Raw genomic sequence first — 24,951 nt, forward strand, 5'->3', positions numbered from 1 at the left:
CGGGTCTCGCCCCTCCTACAGTGGGCGCCATGAGCGGCGTTGTCCACTCGCTCGAAAGGGCCCCATGAAATCCGATGCCATGCCGAGAAGCGACATCGTCGCCGAACTGATCTTCGGTCCCGCAATCACCGCCAGCGACGTCGGCGTCATCGCATGGTCGACCCCCGGTGTTGCGAACCTGATCGACAACCTTCTCGTCGAGGCTTGAACATGCGTGTCGCACTGGTTACCGGCGGGACCGCCGGCATCGGGGCCGCCACGGCGGAGGCCCTGCTCGGCGCCGGCTACCGCGTCGCCGTCAACTATGGCTCGCGCACCGACCTCGCACAGGCGTTTACCGCCAGAACCGGCATACCGGCGTTCGCCTGGGATGTGGCCGATCCTGTCGCGTGCCGGGAAGGCGTGGCGCGCGTGGAATCCGAAGTCGGCCCGATCGAGGTGCTGGTCAACAACGCCGGCATCACGCGCGACGCGATGCTGCACAAGATGAGCTTCGAGCAATGGCGCGAAGTCATCGACGTGAATCTCGGCGGCTGTTTCAACATGTGCCGCTGCGTGATCGAAGGCATGAGAGAACGCCGCTTCGGCCGCATCGTCAACATGGGTTCGGTCAACGGACTTTCGGGACAGGCCGGGCAGTGCAACTATGCGGCCACCAAGGCCGGGTTGATCGGGTTCACGAAGTCGCTTGCGCTCGAAGGCGCGTCGCGGAACATCACGGCCAATGTGGTCGCGCCAGGCTACACGGACACGTCGATGGTCGGCGCCGTCCCGCCGGAAGTGTTGTCGCAGATCTTGAAGGCGGTTCCTGCGGGTCGACTCGCGACCCCGGCCGAGATCGCGCGCGCCGTCGTCTTCCTCGCGTCGGATGAATCTGCATTCATCACCGGCATCACGCTGTCGATCAATGGCGGCAAGTACATGCCCTGAGCGTCCAATGACGCAGGGCCCAGTTGCTGCACTCGAACCACAACAAGCTCAAGCTCGAAACGCCCAGCGCGCCCGCCAACAGCAGCGCCGGAGGCTGTGCGAACGAGAACAGCCGGCCGAAGGCCGGGACGGCCAGCACGACACCCAGGAGCACGATCGTACCGGCGGCGATCCAGCCGAATTGCTTGTTCGATTCGCGGTTGTCGCGCCACGACCCACGACCCCATGACCGGTTGGCATGGATGAGCGCCAGGTTGGACAGCACGAGAACCACGAAGGTCAATGTTCGTGCCATGTCGTCGCCGTCGATATCCGGTGGGGCCAACAGCCGACCCCCTGCGTAGACCGCGACCAGCAGCACGAGCAAGCCGGTGCCTTGCCAAAGGCCACGGATCAGCACGACCTTGTCGAAGAGGCGCTGGTCGGCACGGCGTGGAGGCGTTTTCATGGCATCGCTCTCCAGAGGCAGGGACTCGAACACCACCGAGCAGGCCGGATCGATGATCAGTTGCAGAAACAGGATGTGCACCGGCATCAGCAGCATCGGCCATCCCAGCAGAACCGGCACGACGGACAGGCCGACGATCGGCACATGCGCCGCCACCACGAAAACGATGGCCTTGCGAAGGTTCGCGAACACACGGCGGCCGTAGCGCACCGCGGTCACGAGCGAGGCGAAGTCATCGTTCATCAGGACCAGTGCGGCCGCCTCGCGCGCCACCTCGGTGCCGCGCGCTCCCATCGCCACCCCGATGTCGGCCGCCTTCAGCGCGGGCGCGTCGTTGACCCCATCACCGGTCATGGCCACCACATCGCCCCGCGCGCCAAAGGCGCGGACGAGGCGCAGCTTCTGATCGGGCTGCACGCGTGAAAAGATGTGCGCGTCGGCGAGCCGCGCCTGGAGCTCTTCATCGGACAGCGCGGCCAGCTCGACCCCGGTGATGGCTGGCGCGTCGGCATTCAGACCGGCCTGCCGCGCCACGGAGACGGCAGTCGCGGAATGGTCGCCGGTCATCATCACGACGCGGATGCCGGCCTCCCGGCAGTCGGCGATGGCCTGGGGCACATCGGGGCGGACGGGGTCTTCCAGGCCGACGAGCCCAAGAAACCGGAACTCGAAGTCGTGCTGCAACTCGGGGAGCGATCCCACGCCGAAGGTGGCCTGAGCCACGCCCAGCACGCGCAGGCCATCGCGCGCCATCGAACGCACTTGCGCGGCCACGATCTCGGCCTGATGGGCATCCATGTGGCAGAGGTCGACGATGGCCTCGGGCGCGCCCTTGGCCGCGATGAGCCGGTCGCGCTGGTCCGGCGACTGCCAGACGCGCGACATGGCCAGCATCTCGGGCGACAGGGGATAGTCGTCGATCAGCGTCCATTCGGCATGCAGGTGCTCTGTGCCGGCAAGCAGTTGCTGCCCGGTGACGGCGATGGCGGACTCCATCGGATCGAAGGCCCGGCGATGGCTGGCAAGCACGGCGTATTCGAGAACGCCGTGCAACTCTTCCTGCAACGCTTGACCCGCCGTTGACAGCCGGTCATGGACCGCCTCCTCGGACCACAGTCGCCGCACGGTCATCCGGTTGGCAGTCAGCGTGCCGGTCTTGTCCACGCACAGCACGGTGGTGGCGCCGAGCCGCTCGATGGCGGGAATGCTGCGGGCCAGGACCTTTTCGCGCGCCAGCCTCCACGCCCCCAGGCCCAGGAAGAGCGTGAGGACCACCGGAAGTTCTTCCGGCAGGATGGCCATCGCGAAAGTGAGCCCTGCCAGCACGCCGTGCAGCCAGTCGCCTCGCGTGATCCCATAGGCGACTGCGAGCGCGCCGGCCAGCGCCAGGCCGACGGCGGCCACCTGCTGGACCACGCGCCGCGTCTCCTGCTGGATCGGCGTGGACTCGACCGCGATGCCCGCGAGCGACTGGCCGATTCGCCCCAACGCGCTGCGCTCGCCGGTGGCGATCACGCAGCCGCGTCCGACACCGCGCGTCACCAGGGTGCCGGAGAAAGCCCTTGCGGTGTCATTCACCTGCCGCGACAACGGCGCCTCCTTCGCCACCGGCATGGACTCGCCGGTCAGCAGCGATTCGTCGATGGCGAGGTTGGCCGCTTCGACAAGGTCCATGTCGGCAGGCACACGCTCGCCTTCCGCCAGCAGCACCATATCGCCCACCACCAGCTCGCGCGCGGCGATTCGGCGCGCCCTCGAGTCGCGAAGAACCAGGGCCTGGGGACTGGACAGGTCGCGCAAGGCATCGAGTGCCCGCTCGCTGCGCCGCTGCTGGAAGAAGCTGATGCCCATGACCACGAAGACGAAGCCAAGCAGCATCAGTGCCTCCTGGGAATCGCCGAGCACCATGTAGATGGCGCCGCATGCCACGAGCAGGAGGAACATCGGCTCGGACGCCACCTCGCGCGCCAGCCTCCATACGCCGCGCGGGCGCGAGACCGGCAGTTCGTTCGGACCGTCCCGTTGCAGCCGCCGCCCTGCCTCGTCCTCGCTCAGGCCGCCAGCCATGGACGCAAACGCCGACCCGGACGGGGCCTTGCTCATGGGTCGGTTTGCAGCGCCGGTGCCGCATGGTCGAGGTCCGGCCTGCGCCACGGATCGACATGCGTCATGAGATTGAGGACGCGATGCCGTTGCAGCACGCGCTGGCGGGCCGCGACCGCGATGTCGTGGCCCTGCTCGACGCTGACGGTGGCGTCCACTTCGAGGTGCGCGTCGGCGACGATCATGTCGCCCATCTTGCGAGTGCGCACGTCATGCACGTTGCGCACGCCTTCGGTTTCGGCGAGCGTGCGACGGATCGCCTCGACTTCCTGTTCGTCGATCGAACGGTCCATCAGGTCGTGCAGCGCATCCCAGCCGAAGCTCCATCCCATCTTGGCCACCATGAAGCCGACGATGAGCGCCGCGATCGGATCCAGGATCGGATAGCCGGCCAGGTTGCCGATGATGCCGATGCCGACCACGAGCGACGAAGCCGCATCGGAACGCGCGTGCCAGGCGTTGGCGACCAGCATGCCCGACTTCACGCGCTTGGCGACGGCCAGCATGTAGCGAAAGAGCAGTTCCTTCGCGACGAGCGCACCGCCGGCAACCCAGAGCGCGACGATGTGCACTTGCTGCACGGTCCCGGGCGACTCGAGCTTGCGAAACGCGGACCACAGCATGCCCGCGCCCACGGCGAGCAGCAGCAAGCCGAGGGCCAGGGAAGCCGCAGTCTCGAAGCGCTGGTGGCCGTACGGGTGGTCCTCGTCGGCTTCCTTCTTGCTGTGATGGCTCGCGAAGAGGACCACGAAATCGGCGACAAGGTCCGAGAGCGAATGAATGCCGTCGGCCACGAGTCCCTGCGACTTGGAAAAGAAGCCGACCGTGATCTGGGTGATGGTGAGCAGCAGGTTGACGAAGACGCTGACCCAGGTGCTGCGCGAGGCTGCTTTCGCACGTTGCTCGACGCTGTGTACGGTGTCCTCGGGATCGTCGGGGAATTCGTCGAAATTCATGGCGTCCCGCGTCCGCCGGTCACTTGACCAGCACGACGGGCTGCTTCGCGGTCGCGAGCACGCGTTGCGCCACGGAGCCCATCAACAGATCGGCCACTGCACTGCGGCCCTTCGAGCCCAGCACGATCATGTCGAACTTGCCTTTGTTGGCGCAATCGACGATTTCCTGCGCCACGTGGCCCGTGCGGATCTCCATGTCGTAGCCGATGCCGTCGGCCTGCAGCAGCTTGCGGGCCGGCTTGAGCTCCTTCTCGCTGAGTTCGCGCAGATAGTCCGCGACCTCCGAATTGCCGACCAGGGCCTTGGCATGGCGCAGGCCGGTGTCGTCGTGGACGCTGATCAGCGTGATCTTGTTCGCCGCAGTGCGCAGCAGGTGCGCGAGCCTGGCCGCGTACTTGACCGCGCGCAAGGCATTCTTGGACCCATCGGTCGCAACAAGGATCTTCATGGCACGAACCTCCAGTTGTTGTTGGTCTGCAAAGTGTAGGGCAGCGGTTCAGCCCTGCTGCACCAGGGGCACGCTGCATGTCTTCACCCGGCCGCCGGCGGATAGACGACTTCCACATCGCCGGCGCGGTAGATCTTGCCCAGGCCCCGGGCACGAAAGACGGGTGGAGGCGGCGACGACGGTGAAGCGAGCATGGCCGATGTTCCAGCGCCAGGCGACGGCGACCCTTGACCTGGGTCAAGCGGCGACGACCGAGCGCGCATCCGCGTCGAAAACGGCCGGATTGCAGGCGCCGCGTTAAGGAAACGCTAATCCTGCGGCGACACGATCGCTCCATCCAAGGAGTTGAAATGAGCTTGTTGAAATTGCACCGGCCCGCCTATCGTCGGTCCGCCGCCGCGGCCTGGATGGCCGCCATCGTCGCCGCGCCCGCGGCCGGCGCTGCCACCCCCGACGCGCTGCTCGCCGGCTACATCGGCGAAGCTGGAGCCGCCCCGAACCCCGAACGAGGGCAGGTGCTGTTCAACAGCCGCCACGGCCGCGAGTGGAGCTGCGCTTCGTGCCACGGCGCGGTGCCGACGGTGCCGGGCCGGCACGCCGCCACCGGCAAGCCGATCGCCGCGCTCGCCCCGGCCTTCAACCCCGAGCGGTTCACCGATGCCGCCAAGGCAGACAAGTGGTTCCGCCGCAACTGCAATGACGTCGTGGGTCGCGAATGCACCGCTGCGGAGAAAGCCGATGTGTTGAGTTGGTTGATCCATCTCAAGCCCTGAGGCAGTGGCGATGTCGACACTTCAATCAGGAATCCGCACCATGGCAGACCGACTCTCCCCCCGACAGGCAGGCGCGTGGGCCTGCGCACTGGCCGCGCTCGTCGGCACGCAGGCTTGGGCCGATGGGGGCGACCCCGCGGCACGCACGCCCCTGCTGCCGAAGTACCGCGCGGAATGTGCGGCCTGCCACATCGCCTACCCGCCGGGCCTGCTGCCGGTGGACTCCTGGCAGCGCGTGATGGCGACCCTTCCCCGCCACTACGGCACCGACGCCTCGCTGGACCCTGGCACGGTGACCGCGCTGGCGAACTGGCTGACCGCGAATGCAGCCACCAGCGGGCGCCGGAGCGAGCCACCGCCGGAAGACCGCATCACGCGCTCGGCTTGGTTCGTCCGGAAACACCGAGAGGTGTCGCCCGCCACCTGGAATCTGCCCAACGTCAGGAACGCCGCCAATTGCGCGGCCTGCCACACCCAAGCCGATCAAGGAGATTTCAATGAACGCAACGTCCGCATCCCCCGCTGAACGCGACACGGCCGGCCCGGGGTCCCGCAAGATCCTCGTCTGGGATGTGCCAGTGCGCGTCTTCCACTGGCTCATCGTGCTGTGCTTTGCCGGCGCGTACCTCACCGCGGAGCACGAATCGTGGCGCCTGGTGCACGTGACGCTCGGGTACACGATGGCTGGGCTTGTCGTCTTTCGCCTCCTGTGGGGCGTCGTCGGCACTCGCTATGCGCGCTTTTCGAACTTCGTGCGCGGGCCGCGCGCGGTCGCGGCCTACCTCCGCGGCATGCTTGGCGGATCCGCGCCACACCATACGGGACACAACCCCGCAGGCGCGATCGCCATCGTCGCGCTGCTCGGGCTGGCGCTTGCGGTGACGGCGTTGGGCTGGGCCACCTACGAGGACATGGGAGGAAAGTGGCTGGAAGAGTTCCATGAAGCCGCAGCCAACATCATGCTCGGCGTGGTCGGCATTCACATCGCCGGTGTGCTGCTCGGGAGCTGGCTTCACCGCGACAACCTGATCGGCGCCATGGTCACAGGCCGCAAGACAGGCCGACCCGGGGACGGCGTGCGCARCGCCTGGCGCAGCGTCGGCATCCTCATGATGGTGGCGGTGCTCGGCTTCTGGTGGACGCAGTGGCAGAGTGCACCGAAGGGCGTTGCCAACGGCCCGGCCGCCGTGTCCGAAAAAGGCGTGACGCAGGATCGGGACGACGACTGACAACGCGGCCCCATTGTTCCCACAATTCCCCATGCGCATCCTGCTGGCCGAAGACGATCCTCTGCTGGGCGACGGTCTTCGCGCGGGCCTGCGCCAGTTCGATTTCCAGGTCGACTGGGTGCGGGACGGCGAAGCCGCCGAACGCGAACTGCGCGCCGAGCCGTATGCGGCGGCTGTGCTCGACCTGGGCCTGCCGCTGAAGGACGGCCTGCCTGTGCTCGCCGCCGTGCGCAAGGCGGGCATCACGATCCCCATCCTGGTACTGACCGCCCGCGACGGCGTGCCCGATCGCATTCGAGGGCTCGATCTCGGTGCCGACGACTACGTCATCAAGCCCGTCGACCTGCATGAACTCGCGGCGCGCCTGCGTGCCCTCATCCGCCGCGCTCATGGTCAGCCCCAGGAACGGCTTTGCGCCCAGGATGTCGAACTCGATCCCGCCGCGCACACGGTGCATCTTGCGGGCGAGCCGGTCGCGCTGCCGGCTCGTGAATTTGCGCTGCTGCACACGCTGATGCTCAATGCCGGTCGCGTACTCTCACGCGAACAGATCGAGCAGCATCTGTACGGCTGGAGGCAGGAAGTGGACAGCAATGCGATCGAGGTGCATGTGCATCACTTGCGTCGCAAGCTCGGCGCCTCGCTGATCCAGACCGTCCGCGGCGTGGGCTACGTGCTCGTGCGTGAGAAGCCAGGCCGACGATGACGATGCCCCGCTCGCTCCAGGGCCGCCTTCTGTTGCTCGTACTCGGCTCGGTGGCGTGCGTGTGGCTGGCAACCGCAGTCATGACTTGGCTCGACGTGCGCCACGAACTGGACGAACTGCTCGACGGCCATCTGTCGCAAGGCGCCGCGCTGCTGGTTGCACAACAGATGCAAGCGCCGTCCGAGGAGGAGCAGGACGTTGAGGCCCCGGTGCTGCATCGCTACGCACCCAAGGTGGCCTTCCAGGTCTTCCATGAAGGCCGGCTGACGCTGCGGTCCGCCAACGCCCCTCCCCTGCCGATGATCGATCCCGGGCGGCACTTCAAGTCGGGCTTCAGCACGACCCGGATCGACGGGGCGACATGGCGCGTCTTCGCAGCCCACGGCAGCGAGCGCGATGTGCAGGTGTATGTGGGCGAGCGAGTGGATTCGAGATCCTCGATTCTCTGGGCCGTGCTGCGAAGCACGCTCTGGCCGGTATTCGTCGCGTTGCCCCTGCTGGCGCTCTCGGTGTGGTGGGCGGTCCGTCGCGGCACACTGCCGCTCAGAAGGCTCGGGCAGACGCTCGCGGGACGCGAGCCGCAGGCCTTGAGCCCGGTCATTCTCGACGGCGCGCCGTCGGAGATGACGCCGATGCTCGATGCACTCAACGGTTTGTTCCGACGCATCGGCGAACTCCTGGAGTCGGAGCGCCGCTTTACAGCCGACGCTGCCCACGAGTTGCGCACGCCGATCGCCGCCATCCGCGTGCAAGCGCAGGTCGCGCTCGCCGAGGCCGACGATGGCCGGCGGCGCCATGCGCTGGAAGCGACGCTCACCGGGTGCGACCGAGCCACGCACCTGGTCGAACAGTTGCTGACGCTGTCGCGCCTCGAGGCCGGCGCCGACCTTGAAAGCAAGCCGGTGGAACTGGGCGCCCTCGTGCGTGGCGTGGTGGCCGATGCCGCCCCGGCAGCCATCCGCAAGCAGCAGAGCATTGAAGTCGACGCGACGGGCGAATGCCTGGTTCGCGGCGATCCGACGCTATTTGTGGTGCTGGCTCGCAATCTGGTCGACAACGCGATCCGCTACAGTCCGGCGCGGGCATCGATCCACATCGACGTCGAGCGCTGGCAGGGCCATGTGAGGCTCAGGGTCGAGGACAGCGGCCCCGGCATGAAGGAAGAGGACATCGCGCGGTGCGGAGAGCGCTTTTTCCGCGTGCTCGGCAGCGGCGAGAGCGGCAGCGGCTTGGGCTGGTCCATCGTGCGGCGCGTCGCGTCGGCACAGAAGGCAGTGGTGCGCATCGGGCGGTCGATCCGCCTGGGCGGCCTCGCGGTGAGCGTCGAGTGGGTCGCCGGCTGAGTACCGTTCGGGGATTGCACGCATGATCTCCGCGTCGCTGCTCTCTGCCGTAGCCATCGGCCAGGAGGTCATCCACGAGCGTCGATTCACCGCCGCCGACGTCGATGATGCGGGCGTCCTTTGCGGGGGCCGCCTTCCGCACGTATCAAAGCGAAAGCAGCAGATGCGCAGCGTACCAGTTGACCGCTTCCGGAGCCTGCGTCCCGTAGACGGATTCCCAGTGTGATTTCGTGTTCATGATGCCCCTTTTGAATTGCCAGGCCCCAGGCCGGGCTCAAGCTTCCTGATTGCCCTCGAGGTGCGGGTGCACAGGAAGGACATTCAGCGGGATGCGAAGGTAGGCGACCCCGTTGTCGTCCGGGGGCGGAAGCTGCCCGCCGCGCACATTCACCTGAATCGACGGGAGAATGAGCGTCGGAACATCAAGGGTGGCGTCGCGCGCCGTGCGCATCGCGACGAAGGCATCCTCGCCGATGCCGTCGCGCACATGGATGTTGTGGACTCGCTGCTCGGCGACGGTGGTCTGCCATCGGGCCTGCCGCGATGCAGGCGGGTAGTCGTGACAGACGTACATCGTGGTTTCAGGCGGCAGGTCCAGAAGTCTGCGCATCGAGGCGTAGAGCTGGCGTGCGTCGCCACCAGGAAAGTCCGCACGCGCGCTGCCGACGTCGGGCATGAAGAGCGTGTCGCCGACGAAGACGGAGCCGTCCACCAGATAGGCCATGTCTGCCGGGGTGTGACCCGGCACCAGCAATGCGGTGGCCTCGACCGCGCCAATCTTGAAGACCTCGCCGTCCCTGAAGAGGTGGTCGAACTGGCTCCCGTCCGGCAAAAAGCCGCGCTCCAGGTTGTAGAGCTTCTTGAAGGTCGCCTGCACGGTACGGATGTTCTCGCCGATGGCGATGAGTCCACCGACCTGCGCCTGGACGTAGCGCGCGCCGGACAGGTGGTCGGCGTGCGCGTGGGTTTCCAGAATCCAATCGACCTGCAGGCCCTTTTCCCGGACATAGGTCAGCAGCCGGTCGGCGGAGGCCGTGCTCGTGTGTCCCGACTTGAAGTCGTAATCCAGCACCGGGTCGATGACCGCGGCCCGCTCCGTCGCATGGTCCCAGACGACGTAGGAGACCGTCCACGTATGGGGGTCGAAGAAGCCTTGGGTCGTCGTGCGGGTCGTCATGGAGTCCTCCGTGAGTGCGGCGTTCATTCAATTGACAGATATTATATTTCTCTACATAATATGTCAATCGATATTGAACGCCGTCCCCATGAAGCACCCTTCCCCCGTCATCGACCCCGAAGCCCTGCGCAGCGCCGCCGGCCAGGCGGTCGGCGCCCTCAAGGTGCTCGCCAATGAAGACCGTTTGCTCCTGCTGTGCCAGCTCTCGCAAGGCGAGATGTGTGTGAGCGACCTCGAGCAGACGCTGGGCATTCACCAGCCGACCCTTTCGCAGCAACTCGGGGTTCTTCGCAACGAAGCGGTGGTCCAAACGCGCCGCGAGGGCAAGAGCATCTTCTACAGCGTGGCCGACCCGTCGATGCTTGAAATCCTCGCGCTTCTCTACCGTCTCTACTGTCCAAAGGAAGAATGATGTCCATTGACTGGAACCACTTCACGCCGCTCGCCGCGCTGGCCGGTGGCGTGCTCATCGGCATCGCCGCGGCAATGTTCGCGTTGCTCAACGGGCGCATCGCGGGCATCAGCGGGGTGCTCGGAGGTCTGCTCAGGCCTTCTTCGGGCGACACGGCCTGGCGCGTCGCCTTTGTCCTTGGACTGGTCGGCGCGCCGCTGGTCTATCTGCTGTTCGCGGCGCTGCCCAAGCCACAGATCGACGCCGGGTATGGCGAGTTGATTCTGGCTGGGCTGCTCGTGGGGGCGGGTACGCGTTACGGCTCTGGTTGCACCAGCGGCCACGGTGTCTGCGGCCTCTCTCGCCTGTCGCCCCGCTCGCTCGTCGCCACGGCCGCCTTCATGGGCGCCGGCTTCGTCACGGTGTTCGTGACGCGTCATCTGCTCGGTATCTGAGGAGTCCTTCATGATTGCTTTCGCTTCGCTTCTCGCCGGCCTGGTCTTCGGCCTCGGCCTCATCGTGTCCGGCATGGCCAACCCGGCCAAGGTGCTCGGCTTCCTGGACCTCGCCGGCAGCTGGGATCCCTCCCTGGCCTTCGTGATGGCGGGAGCCATCGCAGTGGGCGCCGTCGCCTTCGCGGTGGCCAACCGTCGCGCGGCGTCCTTCCTCGGCGCCGAGATGCGACTGCCTTCAGCGCGCCACATCGACCGCCGCCTGGTCCTCGGCAGCGTGCTCTTCGGCATTGGCTGGGGCGTCGCGGGGTTCTGCCCCGGCCCGGCCCTCGTTTCCCTCGGAATGGGCGAAATCAAGGCGCTCGTCTTCGTGGCGGCGATGCTGGTAGGCATGGGCGCATTCGAGTTCTTCGAGCGCCGCAAGCGCGTGCCGGTGCCGCACGCTGCCTGAGTTCGGCAGATGACGAGCATGGCGACCTGGCTCGCGGCGCTGACCACGGTGGCCATCCTCGTGTCCTGCGAGGTTGCCCTTGCTTTCGGGCATCGCCGAAGGCCCGAACGCCTCGCGCGCACCGCGCACGCGATGCTGCGCGAGGAATGGTTCGCTGCCGTCTCGGCACAGAAGGGCTCGGAAATCCTGGCGGTACAGACGCTTCGCAACTCGCTGATGTCGGCCACGATGACCGCATCGACGGCTGCGCTGGCGTTGATGGGCACCGCAACCCTGGCCGCGCCCTCGCTGCATTCGGCCTTTGGTGACGCACCTGGGCTGCCGATGTTCACGGTGCGACTCGCGCTCGAGTTCGTTCTCATGTCGCTGCTGTTCGCCTCGCTCCTGTCGTCGGTCATGGCGGTGCGCTACTACAACCACGCCGGATTCATCAGCGCGATGCCGGTGGGCTCCGAGGCCCGCAATCGCTGGAGCGATGCGGGCCAGGCCTACGTGCGGCGAGCCGGCATCCTCTATAGCTGGGGACTCAGGCACCTGGTTCTGGTTGCACCCATCCTGGCTTCCATCGTTCATCCGGCAGCAGGCCCTGTTGCAGCCCTCGGTGTCGTCGCGGTGCTGGTCAGCTTCGACCGCTTCGGGAGCACGGACGAACCCACTCGTCCCGTAGGCAGAGTTTCAATTTCGCGACCTGCGCGCGAAAGCGGCGACAGAAATTGACGACGAGGGCGGCACGCGCGATGCGCAATCGCGGCTCGGCCACACGATTGAAGGCATGACCGCGAATTACATCCGCCACAAGGTGGGAAAGAAGGTACGCCCGCTTAGATGAATCGAAGGTTTGCGGAAGTGTGTTCCGCAAAGTGCCTAATTCAATAGCAAAGTGCGCTACAAAAAAAAAGAGCGCTCCACCCTTACGGGGAGCGCTCTGAGGCTTGGTAGGACGTACAAGATTCGAACTTGTGACCAACGGATTAAAAGTCCGCTGCTCTACCAACTGAGCTAACGTCCCAAGACCAAAATTCTTCAAATTCTCTTCTGCTTCTTTCAACCGGCATCGAGTCCGGCAAAGCCCGAAATTATAGCGTGACTTTGCGAGCAATCCGGTCCAAAAGCCAGCCCGCCGCACATTGTCCGAAGGTTGCGGTCACGCTCACCACCGAACCGTAGCCGTGGCAATTGAGCGATCCATCGCCCTCGACCGCGCAGGAGGCATCCGGCGGCGCCACGCTCTCGCGGCTGAAGACGCAGGCGACGCCGATCTTGCGGCCTTCGCGCGGCGCACCGTGCTCCTTGCGCAGACGCTGGCGCAGTTGCGCCAGCAGCGGATCGTGGGTCACCAATGCGAGGTCGTCGATCTCGACCCGGTGCGCCAGGCGTTTCCCCCCGGCCGCACCCACGGTGACGAAATCGGTGCCGGTTTCGCGCGCCCAGGCAGCCATCGCCAGTTTGGCCTTGACCTGGTCACAGGCATCGATCACGGCCGTCACCGGACCGTTCGCTTCCTGCGCCGCGGCCAGCAAGGCCTGCCAGTTGCCGGGCTCGACGAATTCGTCGAGCGCCAGCACCCGGCATGCGGGGTTGATCTGCGCAATGCGATCACGCATTGCCTCCACCTTGGCCTGGCCCACGGTCGCGTCGAGCGCATGGATCTGGCGGTTGATGTTGGATTCGGCGATGTGATCGAGATCGATCAGGGTGAGCCGCCCTGCCCCGCTGCGAGCCAGCGCCTCGACCGCCCACGAACCGACGCCGCCGATGCCGGCGACCAGCACGTGCGCATCGCGAATGGCCGCCGCACCCGCCACGCCATAGAGGCGCTCAAGGCCGCCGAAACGGCGGGCCAGGTCGGCGTCGTCCGCGGCGACGACGGTGCTCGCGGTCGTCACGTCCCTAGCGCAAGCGCGAGAGCCGCTCGCGGCCGGCCTGTGCCGCTTCCGATTGCGGATAGGCCTTGGTGAGGTCCTCGAGCGTGCGCTTCGCCGCGCGCGTGTCCTTCAGCTCGATCTGGCAATTCGCGATCGACAACACGGCTTCGGGCGCCTTCGCATGGTCGGGCGCCAGCGACAGCATGGAGCGGAAGTTGGCAATGGCCTCGTTGTAGTTGCGGGTCGCGTACTGCGCGTTGCCGAGCCAGAACAGCGCCGAAGCGTTGTAGCCGCTCTGCGGATAGCGTTTGACGAAGTCGGCGAAAGCGGTCTGTGCCTGCGCGAACTGCCCGGCGCGGAAGATGCCGAGCGCGGCGTCGAAGTCGGCCTTCTCCTTGGGATCGGCATTGAATTCGCGGCCGTCGACAGCGACCTTGGAAGGCTCGTTCTTCCTGCCCCGGTCGTCGGCATCGGTCTGCCGCTGCTGGAGATCGGTGACGGTCTTCGTGAGCTGCTCGTTCTGGCCGGTCATGCGCGCCAGGTCGCCGCGCATCTGCTCGATCTGGTTCTGCAGATCGAGCATGCTGCGCCGCAGTTGCGCGCTTTCCTCGCTCTGCCGCTGCTCCGACTGCGAGCGCATGGTCTCGACCCGCTGGCGCAGGTCGAGGATCGCGCGCCGCGCCTCGTCGTCCTCGAACAGTGCCGCCTGCGCACCGAGCGAGGTGCACAGAAAGGCGGATGCGAGGGCCACGCCCCGCAATGAAAGGCCGCGCATCATCAACGGTAGGTGATCTCGGCGCGGCGGTTTTGCGCCCAGGCATCTTCACCGCTGCCTTGCGCCGCCGGTTTTTCCTTGCCGAAGCTCACGGCCTCGATCTGGGCATCGTTGACGCCGACCAGGACCAGCGCCCGGCGCACGGCTTCGGAGCGCTTCTGGCCCAGCGCCAGGTTGTACTCGCGGCCGCCGCGTTCGTCGGTGTGGCCTTCGATGGACACGCGACGGTTCGGGTTGGCCTTGAGGAAGCGACCATGGCCGTCGATCAACTGCTGGAACTCGGGCTTGACCGTATAGCTGTCGAAGTCGAAATAGATGATCCGTGCCACGCCGACCGGGCCTTGCGCGTTCTGCGCGTTGGGATCGATGGTCACCGGCGCCACGCCGCTGGCGGCCCCGCCCGAGCCCTGGCCTGCGCCACGGTCGACCACCGGCGCTTCGTTCAGCTTGGTGCCCGACGAGCAGCCAGCGATCAGCGCCACGATGGCCAACGAATAAATCGTACGTTTCAACATTTTTTCGAACTCCTCAAGTTAATCATTGCTTTTGAAACGGACCCCAGTCCGGTTCCCTGATGTCTCCTGCCTGCCCCGCCAGTCGCGCCTTGATCTTGCCGTCGAGCGTCGTGGTCATCAGGGCCTCGCGCCCCTGGAGCTTGGTGGCGTAGACGATCAGTTTGCTGTTCGGTGCAAAGCTGGGATTCTCGTCGGCCGTGGTGTCGGTGATCGCCTGCACATTGCCGGTGGCCAACTCCATCACGTGGAGTTTGAAGCCCCCGCCCACGCGCGAGATATAGGCCAGCCAGCGGCCATCGCCGCTGACCGACGGAGAAATGTTGTAGGCGCCGCTGAAGGTCACCCGGGCCGGGTTCCCGCCGCTGGCGCCCATCTTGTAGATCTGCGGCGCACCGCCGCGGTCGCTGACGAAATAGATCGTGCTGCCGTCGGCCGAATAGACCGGCTCGGTGTCGATGCTGTTGCTTTGCGTGAGCCGGCGCGGTTCTCCGCCGCCGGACGAGATGGTGTAGAGCTGCGAGCCACCGTCGCGGCTCAGCGTGACGGCCAGCGTGCCGCCGTCCGGGGCCCAGGCCGGGGCGCTGTTGGAGCCGCGGAAGTTCGCCACCAGGCGCCGCTGGCCGCTGGCCACGTTGTGCACGTAGACCACCGGCTTGCGCGATTCGAAGGACACATAGGCCAACTGGCTGCCGTTGGACGACCAGGACGGCGAGATGATCGGCTCCGGACTGGCGAGCGCGGCTTGCGCGTTCTCGCCATCGGCATCGGCCACCCACAGCGTGTAGCGGCTGCCGCCCTTGGTGACGTAGGCGATGCGGGTCGAGAAGATGCCCTTCTCACCCGTCAGCTTTTCGTAGATGTAGTCGGCGATGCGGTGCGAGGCCAGCCGCAGGTCGCCCTGCGGGACGGTGTAGCTCTGGCCGCCCAGGTCCTGCCCGCGGACCACGTCCCAAAGGCGGAAACGGACGTCGAAGCGGCCGTCGGCCAGCCGCGTCACGCTGCCCACTGCGAGCGAATCGGCGGTGCGCTGGCGCCACAGGCTCAGGTCGGGCCGCGAGCTCTCGTCGAGCGACTGGCCGGAGGCATCGACGCCGCGGAACTGTCCGCTGCGCTCGAGGTCGGCCTGCACGATGGCGGAGATCTTCTGCGGCGACGACTCCTCGCCCCGGAACGGAGCGATCGCGATCGGCAGTTGCGTCACCCCGACACCCGACACCTCGACCCGGAACTGGGCCAGCGCGGGAAGTACGGGGGTGGCGGCAAGGGCCGCAATCAAGGCGCGGCGAGCGAAGAACGATGAAGAAGGGGTTGGGGAGAGGTCTTGCAACGGCTTTTTCATGCAATTCGGAGAGGTTTCCGAAGATTAAGTTTCTTGTCTCGGACAAAACAGCTGACATGGTACATGTTGCGATGGCCGGGAGGTCACAAAACGTGTATGACCCGGCCCGGTCCTACAAGGAGCACGCCCGTAGAATGCGCCGCCATGCAGCCCTCCACCGCCACCGACATGGTGCGCCTCCCCCTGACCCGACGACTCGCGCGCCTGATGACCTGGTTCGGCAGTTCGCGCCGCTGGTGGGCGCTGGGCATCGCGACCGCGGCGGTCGCCGCGCTCACCGAGCCCCTGCTGGCCGCGATGCTCAAGCCGCTGTTCGATCGCGGCTTCACGCGCGGACAGCTGGCGCTGTGGATCGTGCCGGTGGCGATCATCCTGCTCTTCCTGGTGCGCGGCGTGGCGCAGTTCATTTCTCAATATGCCCTGGCGCGCATCGCCAATGAAGGCATGCAGGGACTGCGGCGCATGCTGTTCCAGCGCCTGCTCGAAGCGGAACTCGCCCTCTTTTCGCGTCAGTCGGCCAGCACCCTGTCGAACACGGTGGTCTACGAGGTGCAGACCGGCGCCATGCTGCTGGTGCAGGCGCTGCTGAGCCTGTCGCGCGATGGCTTCGTGACGGTGGCGCTGCTGTTCTACCTGGTCTACCTGAACTGGAAGCTCACGCTGATCGTCGGCGTGATGGTGCCGGGCGTGGCCTGGATCATGAAGGTGCTGTCCAAGCGGCTCTACCACCTGACGCGCCTCGGGCAGCATGCCACCGACGAACTGGCCTACGTGGTCGAGGAGAACGTGCTCGCCCACAGGATGGTGCGCCTGCATCGCGCCGAAGCCAGCCAGAGCGAGCGCTTCGAGCGCCTGAGCCACAGCCTCAATCGGCTGGCCGTGAAATCGACCATCGCTCAGGCCGCGATGACGCCGCTCACGCAGCTCTTTGCCGCCTTCGCGCTGTCGATCGTCGTGATGATCGCGCTCTGGCAGGCCGGGGAGAAGGGGCTGACGGTCGGCGGCTTCATCTCGTACGTGACGGCGATGCTGATGCTGATCGCGCCGATCCGGCGCCTCGCCGACATGGCCAATCCGATCACGCGCGGGCTGGCCGCGCTCGAGCGCGGCCTGGCGCTGATCGACGAGGTTCCCTCGGAAACGCAGGGCCGGTTCGTGCTCGAACGCGCAGCCGGCCACATCGAGCTGCGGCGCGTCTGCGTCAACTACCGCGGCGACGACGAGGCACGCGCGCTCGACGGCGTCAGCCTGGCGATCGAGCCCGGCGAGGTGATCGCCTTCGTCGGCCCCTCGGGCTCCGGGAAAACGACGCTGGTCAACCTGCTGCCGCGCTTCGTGCTGCCGAGCGCCGGCGAAGTACTGCTCGATGGCCACGAGGTCGGCGAATGGCAGCTGGCCAGCCTGCGCGCGCAGTTCGCGATGGTCAGCCAGGACGTGGTGATGCTCAACGACAGCCTGGCAGCGAACGTCGCGCTCGGCGCCGCGATCGACCGCGACCGCGTGCTCGAATGCGTTGCTGCCGCCAATCTCTCCGTCCACGTGGAAGGCCTGCCGCAGGGCATCGACACCGTGCTGGGCCACAACGCGACGCAGTTGTCGGGCGGCCAGCGGCAGCGCCTGGCGATCGCCCGTGCGCTCTACAAGAACGCACCGATCCTGCTGCTCGACGAAGCCACGTCGGCGCTCGACACCGAATCCGAGCGGCTGGTGCAGGAGGCGCTGCAGCGCCTCATGCAGGGCCGCACCACGCTGATCGTGGCCCACCGCCTCTCGACCATCCAGCATGCCGACCGCATCGTCGTGATGGAGCACGGCCGCATCGCCGAGCACGGCACGCACGAACAGTTGATGGCGCTCGACGGCCTCTACGCGCGGCTGCAGACCAACGCCATCCGCACCACCCCTCCCGGACAAGCCGCGACCCTCTGACCGCGGCCGGCGCAGCCAGGCCCGTGGGTGAAACACCGCGGAACCGGCTTCGCCGGGCCGCTGGTGTTGCCCCCGGTCGGGGGTGGGCGGCTACACGCCGTGAGCCAACCTGGGGGCGAGCTAAAGCAGCACGATGTCGTACTGGCCTTGTCCCATCGCGGGCTCGGCCTGAAGCGAGATCGGCTTGCCGATGAAATCGCTCAAGCCCGCCAGGTGCTGGCTCTCCTCGTCGAGGAACAGTTCGATCACCTGCGGCGACGAGACGATGCGAAACTCGCGCGGCGTGAACTGGCGCGCCTCGCGCAGGATCTCGCGCAGCACGTCGTAAGCCACGCTGCGCGCGGTCTTCACGATGCCTTGGCCGTTGCAGGCCACGCACGGCTCGCACAGCATGTGGGCCAGCGATTCGCGCGTGCGCTTGCGCGTCATCTCGACCAGCCCCAGTTGCGAGAAGCCGCCCGCAGTGGTCTTCACGCGGTCGCGCGCGAGCTGCTTGCGGAACTCCGCCAGCACCTGCTCGCGATGGTCGTCGCGGGCCATGTCGATGAAGTCGACGATCACGATGCCGCCCAGGTTGCGCAGCCGCAGCTGCCGCGCGATGGCCTGCGCCGCCTCCAGGTTGGTCTTGAAGATGGTGTCGTCGAAATTGCGCGCGCCGACGAAGCCGCCGGTGTTGACGTCGACCGTGGTCAGCGCCTCGGTCTGGTCGACCACCAGGTAGCCGCCGGACTTCAGGTCGACCCGGCGGCCCAGCGCCTTGGCGATCTCCTCGTCGATCGAATAGAGGTCGAAGATCGGCCGCTCGCCCTTGTACAGCTGCAGCTTGCCGGCCGCCTGCGGCATGAACTCGAGACCGAACTTGAGCAGCGACTCGAACTGCTCGCGCGAATCGATGCGGATCGTCTGCGTGTCCTCGCTGGTCATGTCGCGCAGCACGCGCTGCAGCAGGCTCAGGTCCTGGTGCAGCAGCGACATCGGCGGCATCCGCACTGACAGCTCGCGGATGCGGGTCCAGGTCTTGCGCAGGTAGGCGATATCCTCGGCCAGCTCGGCGTCGCTCGAATCCTCGCCGTTGGTGCGCAGGATGAAGCCGCCGGTGTTGGCGGGCACCACGCCACCGCTGTCGGCCGCGGCCGCCGCCTCGATCAGCAGCTGCATGCGGCTGCGCAGCGCATCGCGCAGGTCGGGCGGGATCTTCTGCGAGACACCGATGTGGTTGTCCTGCGGCAGGAAGACCAGCAGCCGCCCGGCGATGCTGATCTGGGTCGACAGGCGCGCGCCCTTGGTGCCGATCGGGTCCTTGATCACCTGCACCAGCAGGGACTGGCCCTCGAACACCTGTTTCTCGATCGGCACCATGGCGCCGCCGTTGCGATGATCGCGCTCGGGCGTCGGGGTACTCGGCCGCGAGCCCGGGGTGAACGGTGCCACGATGTCGGCCACGTGCAGGAAGGCGGTGCGGTCCAGGCCGATGTCGATGAAGGCCGACTGCATGCCCGGCAGCACGCGCGACACCTTGCCCAGGTAGACGTTGCCGACCAGACCGCGCTCGAGCGTGCGCTCCACGTGGAGCTCCTGCACGGCGCCGTGCTCGACCAGGGCGACGCGGGTCTCCTGGGGGGACCAGTTGATCAGGATGTCTTGCATGTTTTTCTAGGTCTCGAAGCCGGCCTGGCGCAGCAACTCGGCAGTCTCGAACATCGGGAGGCCCATGATGCCCGAATGCGAGCCGCTGATGTGTTCGATGAAGGCCGCGGCCCGCCCCTGGATCGCATAGGCGCCGGCCTTGCCGAGCGGCTCGCCGCTGGCGACATAGGCGGCGACCTGCGGCGCGGCGAGCGCGGCAAAGCGCACGTGCGAGACGTTGAGCGCGGCCTGCCGCCGGCCGCCATGCTGCAGCGCGATCGCGGTCATGACGCGGTGGGTCCGGCCCGACAGCAGCTGGAGCATGCGAACGGCATCGGGGCCATCCTCCGGTTTGCCGAGGATCGTGCGGCCGATCGCCACGGTGGTGTCGGCGCAAAGGATCGGAGCCGGCGGCAGGCCGCGGCGCTCGTGCCGCGCCACGGCGGCATCGAGCTTCAGCGCCGTGACCCGCTGCACGTAGGCCGTCGGCGATTCGCCGGGCAGCACGGCTTCGAGCGACTCGGCGTCTTCGTCGGCCGCGGCCAGCAGCAACTCATGGCGCACGCCGATCTGCGCCAGCAATTGCGCCCGGCGCGGGCTCTGCGACGCCAGGTAAATGAACGACGCGGTCATTCGGCAACCTCCGTGCTGCGCACTGCGGTGCGAGCTTGCTTGGGGCGGCCCGGCGCGGCGCTCATTCGGCAACCTCCGTGCTGCGCACTGCGGTGCGAGCTTGCTTGGGGCGGCCCGGCGCGGCGCTCATTCGCGGTGGTACGGGTGGCCGGCGTTGACCGACCACGCGCGATACAGCTGCTCGACGAGCAGCACGCGCGCCATCGCATGCGGCAGCGTGAGGTCGGACAGCCGGATGCGCTCGTGCGCAGCCGCCTTGAATGCAGGGTCGAGGCCATCGGGCCCGCCGATCACCAGCGCGACGTCATCGCCCTCGCCTTGCCAGGCCTGCAGACGGGCTGCGAGCGCCTTGGTGGTCAGCGCGGTGCCGCGCTCGTCGAGGGCGACGATGCGCATGCCCTTGGCGATCGCGCCCTCGATGCGCTCACGCTCGGCCGCATAGAGGGTTTCGAGGGTCTTGGAGCCGCGCGGCTCGGTCTTGACCGCGCGCAGTTCGAGCTTGAGCTCGGGCGGAAAGCGCTTGGCGTAGTCGTCCCAGGCGGTCTGCGCCCAGTCGGGCATGCGCTGCCCGACCGCGACCACCAGCAGTTTCATGACCTCGGCGAGGTCGTCTTGCGTGCGGCCTTCTTCGCTGCGGGAGCGGCCTTCTTCGCGGCCGCCTTCTTGGCCGGCGCCTTGTTGACCACCATGGTCTTCACGGGCGTCTTGGCCCCAGCGGTCTTGCGCGCTGCGGGCTTCCTGGCCGCCGGCTTCTGCTTCTCGAGCTTGGCGGCCTGCTCGGCGGAGCGGATGGCCGTCTTGGCCGCGCTGGAGCGGCGCAGCGACGTGCTGACCTTCTTCGCGGCAGGCGCCTTCTCTTCCGAGGCCTGGGGGGCGGCCGGCTTGACGGCACCGAGCTTGGTCCGCACCGGCTTGTCGCCCCAGATCTCCTCGAGGTGGTAGTAGCGGCGGATGGCCGGCTGCATGATGTGCGCCACGGCCGCGCCGCAGTCCACGATGATCCACTCGCCGTTGGCCTCGCCTTCCACCCGCGGCTTGTTGAAGCCGGCGTCGCGCACCGCATCGCGCACGCTGGCGGCCAGCGCCTTGGTCTGGCGGTTGGAGGTGCCCGAGGCGACGATCACGCGCTCGAACAGCGGGGAGAGATGTTCTGTGTCGAAGACCTGGATGTCCTGCGCCTTGACGTCCTCGAGGCCGTCGATGATGGCCCGCTGGAGTTTCTGGGTGTCTTTTTTGGCGGCGGCTTCAGTGGTCATCAGGCGGATCGGTAGAGATGGTGTTTGTCAATATAGCGTGCAACCGCCGGCGGAACCAGACCATCGAGCCCAACGGCACGCACAGCGCGCGCCCGGATGTCGGTCGCGCTGGTGTCCATGGGCTGGAGATCGAGGGGTTCGAAACGCGCGCCGGGCGGGAGAAATGGCAGGACTGAAGGGTCGAAACGACCGCTGGCCCCCGTGGCTGCTTCGCGATTTGCTACGGAAATTATAGCAATCGAAAATATCTCCTCCCAGCCGTGCCAGCGCGGCAGCGACAGGGCCTGGTCGGCGCCCATGATCAGCACCAGCTGGGCCGAAGGCTGTTCCCGCTGCAATTCGCGCAGGGTGTCGAGCGTGTAGGTCGGTCCGGGGCGCAGGATCTCGCGGGCATCGACCATGACGCGGGCGATCCCGTCGAAGGCCAGCCGCGCCATTGCGAGGCGGTCCTCGGCGGCACTCAGCGCCCGGTCCTTGTGCCAGGCCTGCCCGGTCGGAAAGATGCGCAGTTCGGCCAGGCCCAACTGCGCCAGGGCGGCCTGCACCAGGGCCACGTGCGCGTTGTGGGGCGGGTCGAAAGCGCCGCCGAACACACCGACGCGCGGGCGGCTCAGAGCCATTCGCGCCGCACGATGAAGTCGCTGTACAGCGCCGCCTCGGGGCTACCCGGCTCGGGCCGCTGGCGGTAGGCCCAGCTGGCCAGCGGCGGCATCGACAGCAGGATCGATTCGGTGCGCCCACCCGACTGCAGGCCGAAGTGCGTGCCGCGGTCCCACACCAGGTTGAATTCGACATAGCGGCCGCGCCGGTAGAGCTGAAAGGCACGCTCGCGCTCGCCATGGGGCGTGTCGCGCCGCCGTTCGACGATCGGCAGGTAGGCCGGCAGGAAGGCATCGCCGACCGAGCGCAGCATGGCGAAGCTCTGCTCGAAGCCCGGCTCGGAGAAGTCGTCGAAGAAGATGCCGCCGACGCCGCGCTGCTCGTTGCGGTGCTTCAGCGTGAAGTAGTCGTCGCACCAGGTCTTGAAGCGCGGGTACTTGTCCTCGCCGAAGGGGGCCAGCGCGTCGCGGCAGCTGCGGTGGAAATGGACCGCATCCTCCTCGAAACCGTAACAGGGCGTCAGATCCATGCCGCCGCCGAACCAGCAGACGGGCGCCGCGTCCTGCGGCAGCGCGGCCAGCATCCGCACGTTCATGTGGACGATCGGCACATAGGGATTGCGCGGATGGAACACCAGGGACACACCCATCGCCTCGAAGGGCGCGCCGGCCAGCTCGGGCCGGTGCTGGGTCGCCGAGGGCGGCAGCCGTGGCCCGCGCACCTGCGAGAAGCCGCAGCCCGCGCGCTCGAACAAGGCGCCGCCTTCGAGGATGCAGGTCAGGCCGCTGCCCTGCAGCGGCTCGCCGGGCTCCTTCTGCCAGGCGTCGCGAACGCAGCGTCCGCCGTCGGCGGTCTCGATCGCGGCCACGATGCGCTGCTGCAGGCCGCGCAGATAGTCCGCCACCGCCTCCGGCCGGGTGTCGAGGGTGCCTTGCATCGGGCCTGCAGCCATCAAGCCTGCGGCGAGCGCGCGTGGACCGCGCGGTGGCCGATGTCCTTGCGGTACTGGGCGCCGTCGAACTGGATCCGCGCCGCGACCGCGTAGGCGCGCTGCTGAGCCAGCTTGACGCTGTCGGCCAGCACGGTCACGCAGAGCACGCGCCCGCCGCTGGTGGCGAGCTCGCCGCTGTCGAGCGTGGTGCCGGCATGGAACACGACGGCATCGGGCGCCTCGGGCGGAATGCCCGTGATGCGGTCGCCCTTGCGCGGCGACAGCGGATAGCCGTGCGCGGCCATCACGATGCCCAGGGCGACGCGCCGGTCCCACTCGAGTTCGACCTGGTCGAGCGTGCCGTCGGTCGCATGCCAGAAGACCTCGAACAGGTCGGACTTGAGCCGCAGCATGATCGGCTGCGTCTCGGGGTCGCCCATGCGGCAGTTGAACTCGAGCGTCTTGGGATGCCCCTTGCCGTCGATCATCAGGCCGGCGTACAGGAAGCCGGTGTACGGGATGCCGTCCTTCTCCATGCCGCGGATGGTCGGCAGGATGATTTCGCGCATCGCGCGCGCATGCACCTCGGCGGTCACCACCGGCGCCGGGGAGTAGGCGCCCATGCCGCCGGTGTTCGGCCCCTGATCGCCATCCAGCAGGCGCTTGTGGTCCTGGCTGGTGGCCAGCGCGGTCACGTTCTTGCCGTCGCACAGCACGATGAAACTGGCTTCTTCGCCCTGCAGGAACTCCTCGATCACCACGCGCGCGCCGCCCTCGTTGTGGGAGACGCCGAACTTGTTGTCCAGCAGCATGAAGTCGATCGCTTCGTGCGCCTCGGCCAGCGTGGTCGCGACCACCACGCCCTTGCCGGCCGCCAGGCCGTCGGCCTTGACCACGATCGGCGCGCCCCTGGCGTCGACATAGGCATGCGCCGCCGCCGCGTCGGTGAAGGCCTCGTACTCGGCGGTCGGGATGGCGTGCCGCTTCATGAAGGCCTTGGAGAAGGCCTTGGAACTCTCGAGCTGCGCCGCCGCCTGGGTCGGCCCGAAGATGCGCAGGCCGTGGGCGCGGAACTCGTCGACCACGCCGGCGGCCAGCGGCGCCTCCGGGCCGACCACGGTCAGCCCGATCTTTTCCTTCTGGGCCCAGGCGCGCAGGTCTGCGGGCGCCGTGATGTCCACGCATTCGTAACGGGTGTCCGAGCGCGTGCCGCCGTTGCCGGGCGCCACGTAGACCCGGCTGACCCGGTCCGACTGCGCCAGTCGCCACGCCAGGGCGTGCTCGCGGCCGCCGCCTCCAATCACCAGTACCTTCATTCGCGGGCTTTCGTTCGCCGGGCCGTCATTCGGACAGCGCGGCGTTGTGATAGACATCCTGCACGTCGTCCAGGTCTTCCAGGACGTCGAGCAGCTTCTGCATGCGGGCGGCTTCCTCGCCGGCGAGTTCGATCGTGTTCTCGGCCCGCATCGTGACCTCGGCGATCTCGGGCTTGAGGCCGGCCGCCTCGAGCGCGTTCTTGACGGCTTCAAAATCGCCGACCGCGGTCAGTACCTCGATCGCGCCGTCGTCGTCGCTGACGACGTCTTCGGCACCGGCCTCGAGCGCCACTTCCATCACCTTGTCCTCGCTGGTGCCGGGCCCGAACACGAGCTGGCCGCAGTGCTTGAACTGGAACGCCACCGAGCCTTCGGTGCCCATGTTGCCGCCGTGCTTCGAAAAGGCATGGCGCACCTCGGCGACCGTGCGCACGCGGTTGTCGGTCATGGTGTCGACGATGATCGCGGCGCCGCCGATGCCGTAGCCCTCGTAGCGGATTTCCTCGTAGTTGACGCCCTCGAGGTTGCCGGTGGCCTTGTCGATGTTGCGCTTGATCGTGTCGATCGGCAGGTTGACCGCCTTGGCCTTCTCGACCGCCAGGCGAAGCCGCGGGTTGGCGCCGAGGTCGCCGCCGCCGGTGCGTGCGGCGACCATGATTTCACGGATGGCGCGGGTCCAGAGCTTGCCGCGTTTCTCGTCCTGACGGCCCTTCCGGTGCTGAATATTCGCCCATTTGCTGTGTCCGGCCATGGCTCTAT

The 24,951-nt window shown here is 67.3% G+C and carries 28 protein-coding genes and 1 tRNA gene; 12 read left to right on the top strand and 17 right to left on the bottom strand.

Annotated elements, in window-relative coordinates; genetic code table 11:
* Positions 1 to 64: 64 nt before the first annotated feature.
* Together AC1D2O_RS00545 and AC1D2O_RS00550 are read left to right on the top strand one after the other, a co-directional pair.
* Entirely contained in the window at positions 65 to 208 is a 144-nt protein-coding gene (locus tag AC1D2O_RS00545; protein WP_478089566.1) for a hypothetical protein, read from the top strand.
* Positions 154 to 930 carry a beta-ketoacyl-ACP reductase gene (locus AC1D2O_RS00550; protein ID WP_478089565.1) on the top strand — a complete coding sequence of 259 codons (777 nt, stop codon included), beginning with the start codon at positions 154 to 156 and terminating at the stop codon, positions 928 to 930. The genes AC1D2O_RS00545 and AC1D2O_RS00550 overlap by 55 nt, the downstream gene beginning before the upstream one ends.
* Here AC1D2O_RS00550 and AC1D2O_RS00555 read toward each other — a convergent pair.
* From AC1D2O_RS00555 to AC1D2O_RS00565, 3 genes are read right to left on the bottom strand one after another with little or no spacing between them, the layout of a single operon-like run.
* Positions 905 to 3,481 carry a cation-translocating P-type ATPase gene (locus AC1D2O_RS00555; RefSeq protein WP_478155943.1) on the bottom strand — a complete coding sequence of 859 codons (2,577 nt, stop codon included), beginning with the start codon at positions 3,479 to 3,481 and terminating at the stop codon, positions 905 to 907. The genes AC1D2O_RS00550 and AC1D2O_RS00555 overlap by 26 nt on opposite strands.
* On the bottom strand, positions 3,478 to 4,437 hold the full coding sequence (locus tag AC1D2O_RS00560; protein WP_478089564.1) for a cation diffusion facilitator family transporter: 960 nt from the start codon (positions 4,435 to 4,437) through the stop codon (positions 3,478 to 3,480). Before AC1D2O_RS00560 ends, AC1D2O_RS00555 begins: the two co-directional genes overlap by 4 nt.
* A gap of 19 nt (positions 4,438 to 4,456) precedes the next feature.
* On the bottom strand, positions 4,457 to 4,885 hold the full coding sequence (locus tag AC1D2O_RS00565; protein ID WP_478089563.1) for a universal stress protein: 429 nt from the start codon (positions 4,883 to 4,885) through the stop codon (positions 4,457 to 4,459).
* A gap of 350 nt (positions 4,886 to 5,235) precedes the next feature.
* Here AC1D2O_RS00565 and AC1D2O_RS00570 point away from each other — a divergent pair, with 350 nt between their 5' ends.
* Genes AC1D2O_RS00570 through AC1D2O_RS00590 form a run of 5 tightly spaced genes read left to right on the top strand, consistent with a single transcriptional unit; the run spans position 5,236 to position 8,936 of the window.
* Positions 5,236 to 5,658, top strand: a complete 423-nt coding sequence (locus AC1D2O_RS00570; protein WP_478089562.1) for a DUF1924 domain-containing protein — start codon at positions 5,236 to 5,238, stop codon at positions 5,656 to 5,658.
* A gap of 40 nt (positions 5,659 to 5,698) precedes the next feature.
* Positions 5,699 to 6,184 carry a diheme cytochrome c gene (locus tag AC1D2O_RS00575; protein WP_478089561.1) on the top strand — a complete coding sequence of 162 codons (486 nt, stop codon included), beginning with the start codon at positions 5,699 to 5,701 and terminating at the stop codon, positions 6,182 to 6,184.
* On the top strand, positions 6,156 to 6,887 hold the full coding sequence (locus AC1D2O_RS00580; protein ID WP_478155945.1) for a cytochrome b/b6 domain-containing protein: 732 nt from the start codon (positions 6,156 to 6,158) through the stop codon (positions 6,885 to 6,887). The genes AC1D2O_RS00575 and AC1D2O_RS00580 overlap by 29 nt, the downstream gene beginning before the upstream one ends.
* 31 nt (positions 6,888 to 6,918) lie before the next feature.
* On the top strand, positions 6,919 to 7,593 hold the full coding sequence (locus AC1D2O_RS00585) for a winged helix-turn-helix domain-containing protein (RefSeq protein ID WP_478089559.1): 675 nt from the start codon (positions 6,919 to 6,921) through the stop codon (positions 7,591 to 7,593).
* Positions 7,590 to 8,936 carry an ATP-binding protein gene (locus tag AC1D2O_RS00590; protein WP_478155947.1) on the top strand — a complete coding sequence of 449 codons (1,347 nt, stop codon included), beginning with the start codon at positions 7,590 to 7,592 and terminating at the stop codon, positions 8,934 to 8,936. Before AC1D2O_RS00585 ends, AC1D2O_RS00590 begins: the two co-directional genes overlap by 4 nt.
* Positions 8,937 to 9,210: 274 nt before the next feature.
* Here AC1D2O_RS00590 and AC1D2O_RS00595 read toward each other — a convergent pair whose 3' ends face one another.
* On the bottom strand, positions 9,211 to 10,113 hold the full coding sequence (locus tag AC1D2O_RS00595) for an MBL fold metallo-hydrolase (RefSeq protein ID WP_478155949.1): 903 nt from the start codon (positions 10,111 to 10,113) through the stop codon (positions 9,211 to 9,213).
* A gap of 88 nt (positions 10,114 to 10,201) precedes the next feature.
* Here AC1D2O_RS00595 and AC1D2O_RS00600 point away from each other — a divergent pair, with 88 nt between their 5' ends.
* Genes AC1D2O_RS00600 through AC1D2O_RS00615 form a run of 4 tightly spaced genes read left to right on the top strand, consistent with a single transcriptional unit; the run spans position 10,202 to position 12,124 of the window.
* Positions 10,202 to 10,525, top strand: a complete 324-nt coding sequence (locus AC1D2O_RS00600; RefSeq protein ID WP_478087470.1) for a metalloregulator ArsR/SmtB family transcription factor — start codon at positions 10,202 to 10,204, stop codon at positions 10,523 to 10,525.
* Positions 10,525 to 10,959 (top strand): YeeE/YedE family protein, encoded by a 435-nt coding sequence (locus AC1D2O_RS00605; protein ID WP_478087469.1) that lies wholly within the window; start codon positions 10,525 to 10,527, stop codon positions 10,957 to 10,959. The genes AC1D2O_RS00600 and AC1D2O_RS00605 overlap by 1 nt, the downstream gene beginning before the upstream one ends.
* 10 nt (positions 10,960 to 10,969) lie before the next feature.
* Positions 10,970 to 11,407, top strand: a complete 438-nt coding sequence (locus tag AC1D2O_RS00610) for a DUF6691 family protein (protein ID WP_478087467.1) — start codon at positions 10,970 to 10,972, stop codon at positions 11,405 to 11,407.
* A 9-nt stretch (positions 11,408 to 11,416) separates the two neighbouring features.
* The gene (locus AC1D2O_RS00615; RefSeq protein WP_478087465.1) at positions 11,417 to 12,124 is read left to right on the top strand and encodes a DUF599 domain-containing protein; all 708 of its coding nucleotides are present in this window, start codon (positions 11,417 to 11,419) and stop codon (positions 12,122 to 12,124) included.
* Positions 12,125 to 12,340: 216 nt separating this feature from the next.
* Here the strand turns inward: AC1D2O_RS00615 and AC1D2O_RS00620 are convergent.
* The 5 genes from AC1D2O_RS00620 to tolB all read right to left on the bottom strand — a co-directional run bounded on the left by AC1D2O_RS00620 (position 12,341) and on the right by tolB (position 15,901).
* Positions 12,341 to 12,416 (bottom strand) — tRNA-Lys (locus AC1D2O_RS00620).
* 67 nt (positions 12,417 to 12,483) lie between these two features.
* Positions 12,484 to 13,293, bottom strand: a complete 810-nt coding sequence (locus AC1D2O_RS00625; protein WP_478087463.1) for a tRNA threonylcarbamoyladenosine dehydratase — start codon at positions 13,291 to 13,293, stop codon at positions 12,484 to 12,486.
* A gap of 4 nt (positions 13,294 to 13,297) precedes the next feature.
* Entirely contained in the window at positions 13,298 to 14,050 is a 753-nt protein-coding gene (gene ybgF / locus AC1D2O_RS00630; RefSeq protein WP_478087461.1) for a tol-pal system protein YbgF, read from the bottom strand.
* The gene (gene pal, locus AC1D2O_RS00635) at positions 14,050 to 14,562 is read right to left on the bottom strand and encodes a peptidoglycan-associated lipoprotein Pal (RefSeq protein ID WP_442286840.1); all 513 of its coding nucleotides are present in this window, start codon (positions 14,560 to 14,562) and stop codon (positions 14,050 to 14,052) included. The genes ybgF and pal overlap by 1 nt, the downstream gene beginning before the upstream one ends.
* Before the next feature lie 22 nt (positions 14,563 to 14,584).
* Positions 14,585 to 15,901 carry a Tol-Pal system beta propeller repeat protein TolB gene (gene tolB, locus AC1D2O_RS00640; protein WP_478087459.1) on the bottom strand — a complete coding sequence of 439 codons (1,317 nt, stop codon included), beginning with the start codon at positions 15,899 to 15,901 and terminating at the stop codon, positions 14,585 to 14,587.
* Positions 15,902 to 16,045: 144 nt separating this feature from the next.
* Between tolB and msbA the strand changes: the two genes are divergently transcribed.
* Positions 16,046 to 17,830, top strand: a complete 1,785-nt coding sequence (msbA, locus tag AC1D2O_RS00645) for a lipid A export permease/ATP-binding protein MsbA (RefSeq protein ID WP_478087457.1) — start codon at positions 16,046 to 16,048, stop codon at positions 17,828 to 17,830.
* 120 nt (positions 17,831 to 17,950) lie between these two features.
* On the opposite strand, the gene rng is transcribed toward msbA, so the two are convergent.
* From rng to AC1D2O_RS00685, 8 genes are all read right to left on the bottom strand, one after another.
* Positions 17,951 to 19,477, bottom strand: coding sequence for a ribonuclease G (rng, locus tag AC1D2O_RS00650; RefSeq protein ID WP_478087455.1), 1,527 nt, complete (start codon positions 19,475 to 19,477; stop codon positions 17,951 to 17,953).
* A gap of 6 nt (positions 19,478 to 19,483) precedes the next feature.
* On the bottom strand, positions 19,484 to 20,089 hold the full coding sequence (locus tag AC1D2O_RS00655) for a Maf family protein (protein WP_478087453.1): 606 nt from the start codon (positions 20,087 to 20,089) through the stop codon (positions 19,484 to 19,486).
* Between the two features lie 126 nt (positions 20,090 to 20,215).
* Complete coding sequence (gene rlmH, locus AC1D2O_RS00660) at positions 20,216 to 20,683, bottom strand: 23S rRNA (pseudouridine(1915)-N(3))-methyltransferase RlmH (protein ID WP_286367719.1); 468 nt, start codon at positions 20,681 to 20,683, stop codon at positions 20,216 to 20,218.
* Positions 20,680 to 21,345 carry a ribosome silencing factor gene (gene rsfS, locus AC1D2O_RS00665; RefSeq protein WP_478155951.1) on the bottom strand — a complete coding sequence of 222 codons (666 nt, stop codon included), beginning with the start codon at positions 21,343 to 21,345 and terminating at the stop codon, positions 20,680 to 20,682. Before rsfS ends, rlmH begins: the two co-directional genes overlap by 4 nt.
* Complete coding sequence (gene nadD, locus AC1D2O_RS00670) at positions 21,345 to 21,965, bottom strand: nicotinate (nicotinamide) nucleotide adenylyltransferase (RefSeq protein ID WP_478087449.1); 621 nt, start codon at positions 21,963 to 21,965, stop codon at positions 21,345 to 21,347. The genes rsfS and nadD overlap by 1 nt, the downstream gene beginning before the upstream one ends.
* Complete coding sequence (gene hemF / locus AC1D2O_RS00675; RefSeq protein ID WP_478087447.1) at positions 21,956 to 22,882, bottom strand: oxygen-dependent coproporphyrinogen oxidase; 927 nt, start codon at positions 22,880 to 22,882, stop codon at positions 21,956 to 21,958. Before hemF ends, nadD begins: the two co-directional genes overlap by 10 nt.
* 14 nt (positions 22,883 to 22,896) lie before the next feature.
* Positions 22,897 to 24,192 (bottom strand): phosphoribosylamine--glycine ligase, encoded by a 1,296-nt coding sequence (gene purD, locus AC1D2O_RS00680; RefSeq protein WP_478087445.1) that lies wholly within the window; start codon positions 24,190 to 24,192, stop codon positions 22,897 to 22,899.
* A gap of 25 nt (positions 24,193 to 24,217) precedes the next feature.
* Positions 24,218 to 24,943: a YebC/PmpR family DNA-binding transcriptional regulator gene (locus AC1D2O_RS00685; protein WP_478087443.1), complete on the bottom strand. Its 726-nt coding sequence runs from the start codon at positions 24,941 to 24,943 to the stop codon at positions 24,218 to 24,220.
* Positions 24,944 to 24,951: the final 8 nt, after the last annotated feature.

The organism is Variovorax sp. P1_G12 (genome assembly GCF_056405555.1).

What these genes read in the sequence shown, in the direction of transcription:
- AC1D2O_RS00550 (WP_478089565.1), top strand. Translation starts at nt 154, where the DNA reads ATGGTCGACCCCCGGTGTTGCGAACCTGATCGACAACCTTCTCGTCGA.
- tolB (WP_478087459.1), bottom strand. Translation starts at nt 15,901, where the DNA reads ATGAAAAAGCCGTTGCAAGACCTCTCCCCAACCCCTTCTTCATCGTTC.
- AC1D2O_RS00615 (WP_478087465.1), top strand. Translation starts at nt 11,417, where the DNA reads ATGACGAGCATGGCGACCTGGCTCGCGGCGCTGACCACGGTGGCCATC.
- AC1D2O_RS00545 (WP_478089566.1), top strand. Translation starts at nt 65, where the DNA reads ATGAAATCCGATGCCATGCCGAGAAGCGACATCGTCGCCGAACTGATC.
- nadD (WP_478087449.1), bottom strand. Translation starts at nt 21,965, where the DNA reads ATGGCTCTGAGCCGCCCGCGCGTCGGTGTGTTCGGCGGCGCTTTCGAC.
- ybgF (WP_478087461.1), bottom strand. Translation starts at nt 14,050, where the DNA reads ATGATGCGCGGCCTTTCATTGCGGGGCGTGGCCCTCGCATCCGCCTTT.
- AC1D2O_RS00575 (WP_478089561.1), top strand. Translation starts at nt 5,699, where the DNA reads ATGGCAGACCGACTCTCCCCCCGACAGGCAGGCGCGTGGGCCTGCGCA.
- rng (WP_478087455.1), bottom strand. Translation starts at nt 19,477, where the DNA reads ATGCAAGACATCCTGATCAACTGGTCCCCCCAGGAGACCCGCGTCGCC.
- AC1D2O_RS00605 (WP_478087469.1), top strand. Translation starts at nt 10,525, where the DNA reads ATGTCCATTGACTGGAACCACTTCACGCCGCTCGCCGCGCTGGCCGGT.
- purD (WP_478087445.1), bottom strand. Translation starts at nt 24,192, where the DNA reads ATGAAGGTACTGGTGATTGGAGGCGGCGGCCGCGAGCACGCCCTGGCG.
- AC1D2O_RS00595 (WP_478155949.1), bottom strand. Translation starts at nt 10,113, where the DNA reads ATGACGACCCGCACGACGACCCAAGGCTTCTTCGACCCCCATACGTGG.
- AC1D2O_RS00610 (WP_478087467.1), top strand. Translation starts at nt 10,970, where the DNA reads ATGATTGCTTTCGCTTCGCTTCTCGCCGGCCTGGTCTTCGGCCTCGGC.
- rlmH (WP_286367719.1), bottom strand. Translation starts at nt 20,683, where the DNA reads ATGAAACTGCTGGTGGTCGCGGTCGGGCAGCGCATGCCCGACTGGGCG.
- pal (WP_442286840.1), bottom strand. Translation starts at nt 14,562, where the DNA reads ATGTTGAAACGTACGATTTATTCGTTGGCCATCGTGGCGCTGATCGCT.
- AC1D2O_RS00600 (WP_478087470.1), top strand. Translation starts at nt 10,202, where the DNA reads ATGAAGCACCCTTCCCCCGTCATCGACCCCGAAGCCCTGCGCAGCGCC.
- msbA (WP_478087457.1), top strand. Translation starts at nt 16,046, where the DNA reads ATGCAGCCCTCCACCGCCACCGACATGGTGCGCCTCCCCCTGACCCGA.
- AC1D2O_RS00570 (WP_478089562.1), top strand. Translation starts at nt 5,236, where the DNA reads ATGAGCTTGTTGAAATTGCACCGGCCCGCCTATCGTCGGTCCGCCGCC.
- AC1D2O_RS00655 (WP_478087453.1), bottom strand. Translation starts at nt 20,089, where the DNA reads ATGACCGCGTCGTTCATTTACCTGGCGTCGCAGAGCCCGCGCCGGGCG.
- AC1D2O_RS00590 (WP_478155947.1), top strand. Translation starts at nt 7,590, where the DNA reads ATGACGATGCCCCGCTCGCTCCAGGGCCGCCTTCTGTTGCTCGTACTC.
- AC1D2O_RS00565 (WP_478089563.1), bottom strand. Translation starts at nt 4,885, where the DNA reads ATGAAGATCCTTGTTGCGACCGATGGGTCCAAGAATGCCTTGCGCGCG.
- AC1D2O_RS00585 (WP_478089559.1), top strand. Translation starts at nt 6,919, where the DNA reads ATGCGCATCCTGCTGGCCGAAGACGATCCTCTGCTGGGCGACGGTCTT.
- rsfS (WP_478155951.1), bottom strand. Translation starts at nt 21,345, where the DNA reads ATGACCACTGAAGCCGCCGCCAAAAAAGACACCCAGAAACTCCAGCGG.
- AC1D2O_RS00560 (WP_478089564.1), bottom strand. Translation starts at nt 4,437, where the DNA reads ATGAATTTCGACGAATTCCCCGACGATCCCGAGGACACCGTACACAGC.
- AC1D2O_RS00685 (WP_478087443.1), bottom strand. Translation starts at nt 24,943, where the DNA reads ATGGCCGGACACAGCAAATGGGCGAATATTCAGCACCGGAAGGGCCGT.
- AC1D2O_RS00555 (WP_478155943.1), bottom strand. Translation starts at nt 3,481, where the DNA reads ATGAGCAAGGCCCCGTCCGGGTCGGCGTTTGCGTCCATGGCTGGCGGC.
- hemF (WP_478087447.1), bottom strand. Translation starts at nt 22,882, where the DNA reads ATGCAAGGCACCCTCGACACCCGGCCGGAGGCGGTGGCGGACTATCTG.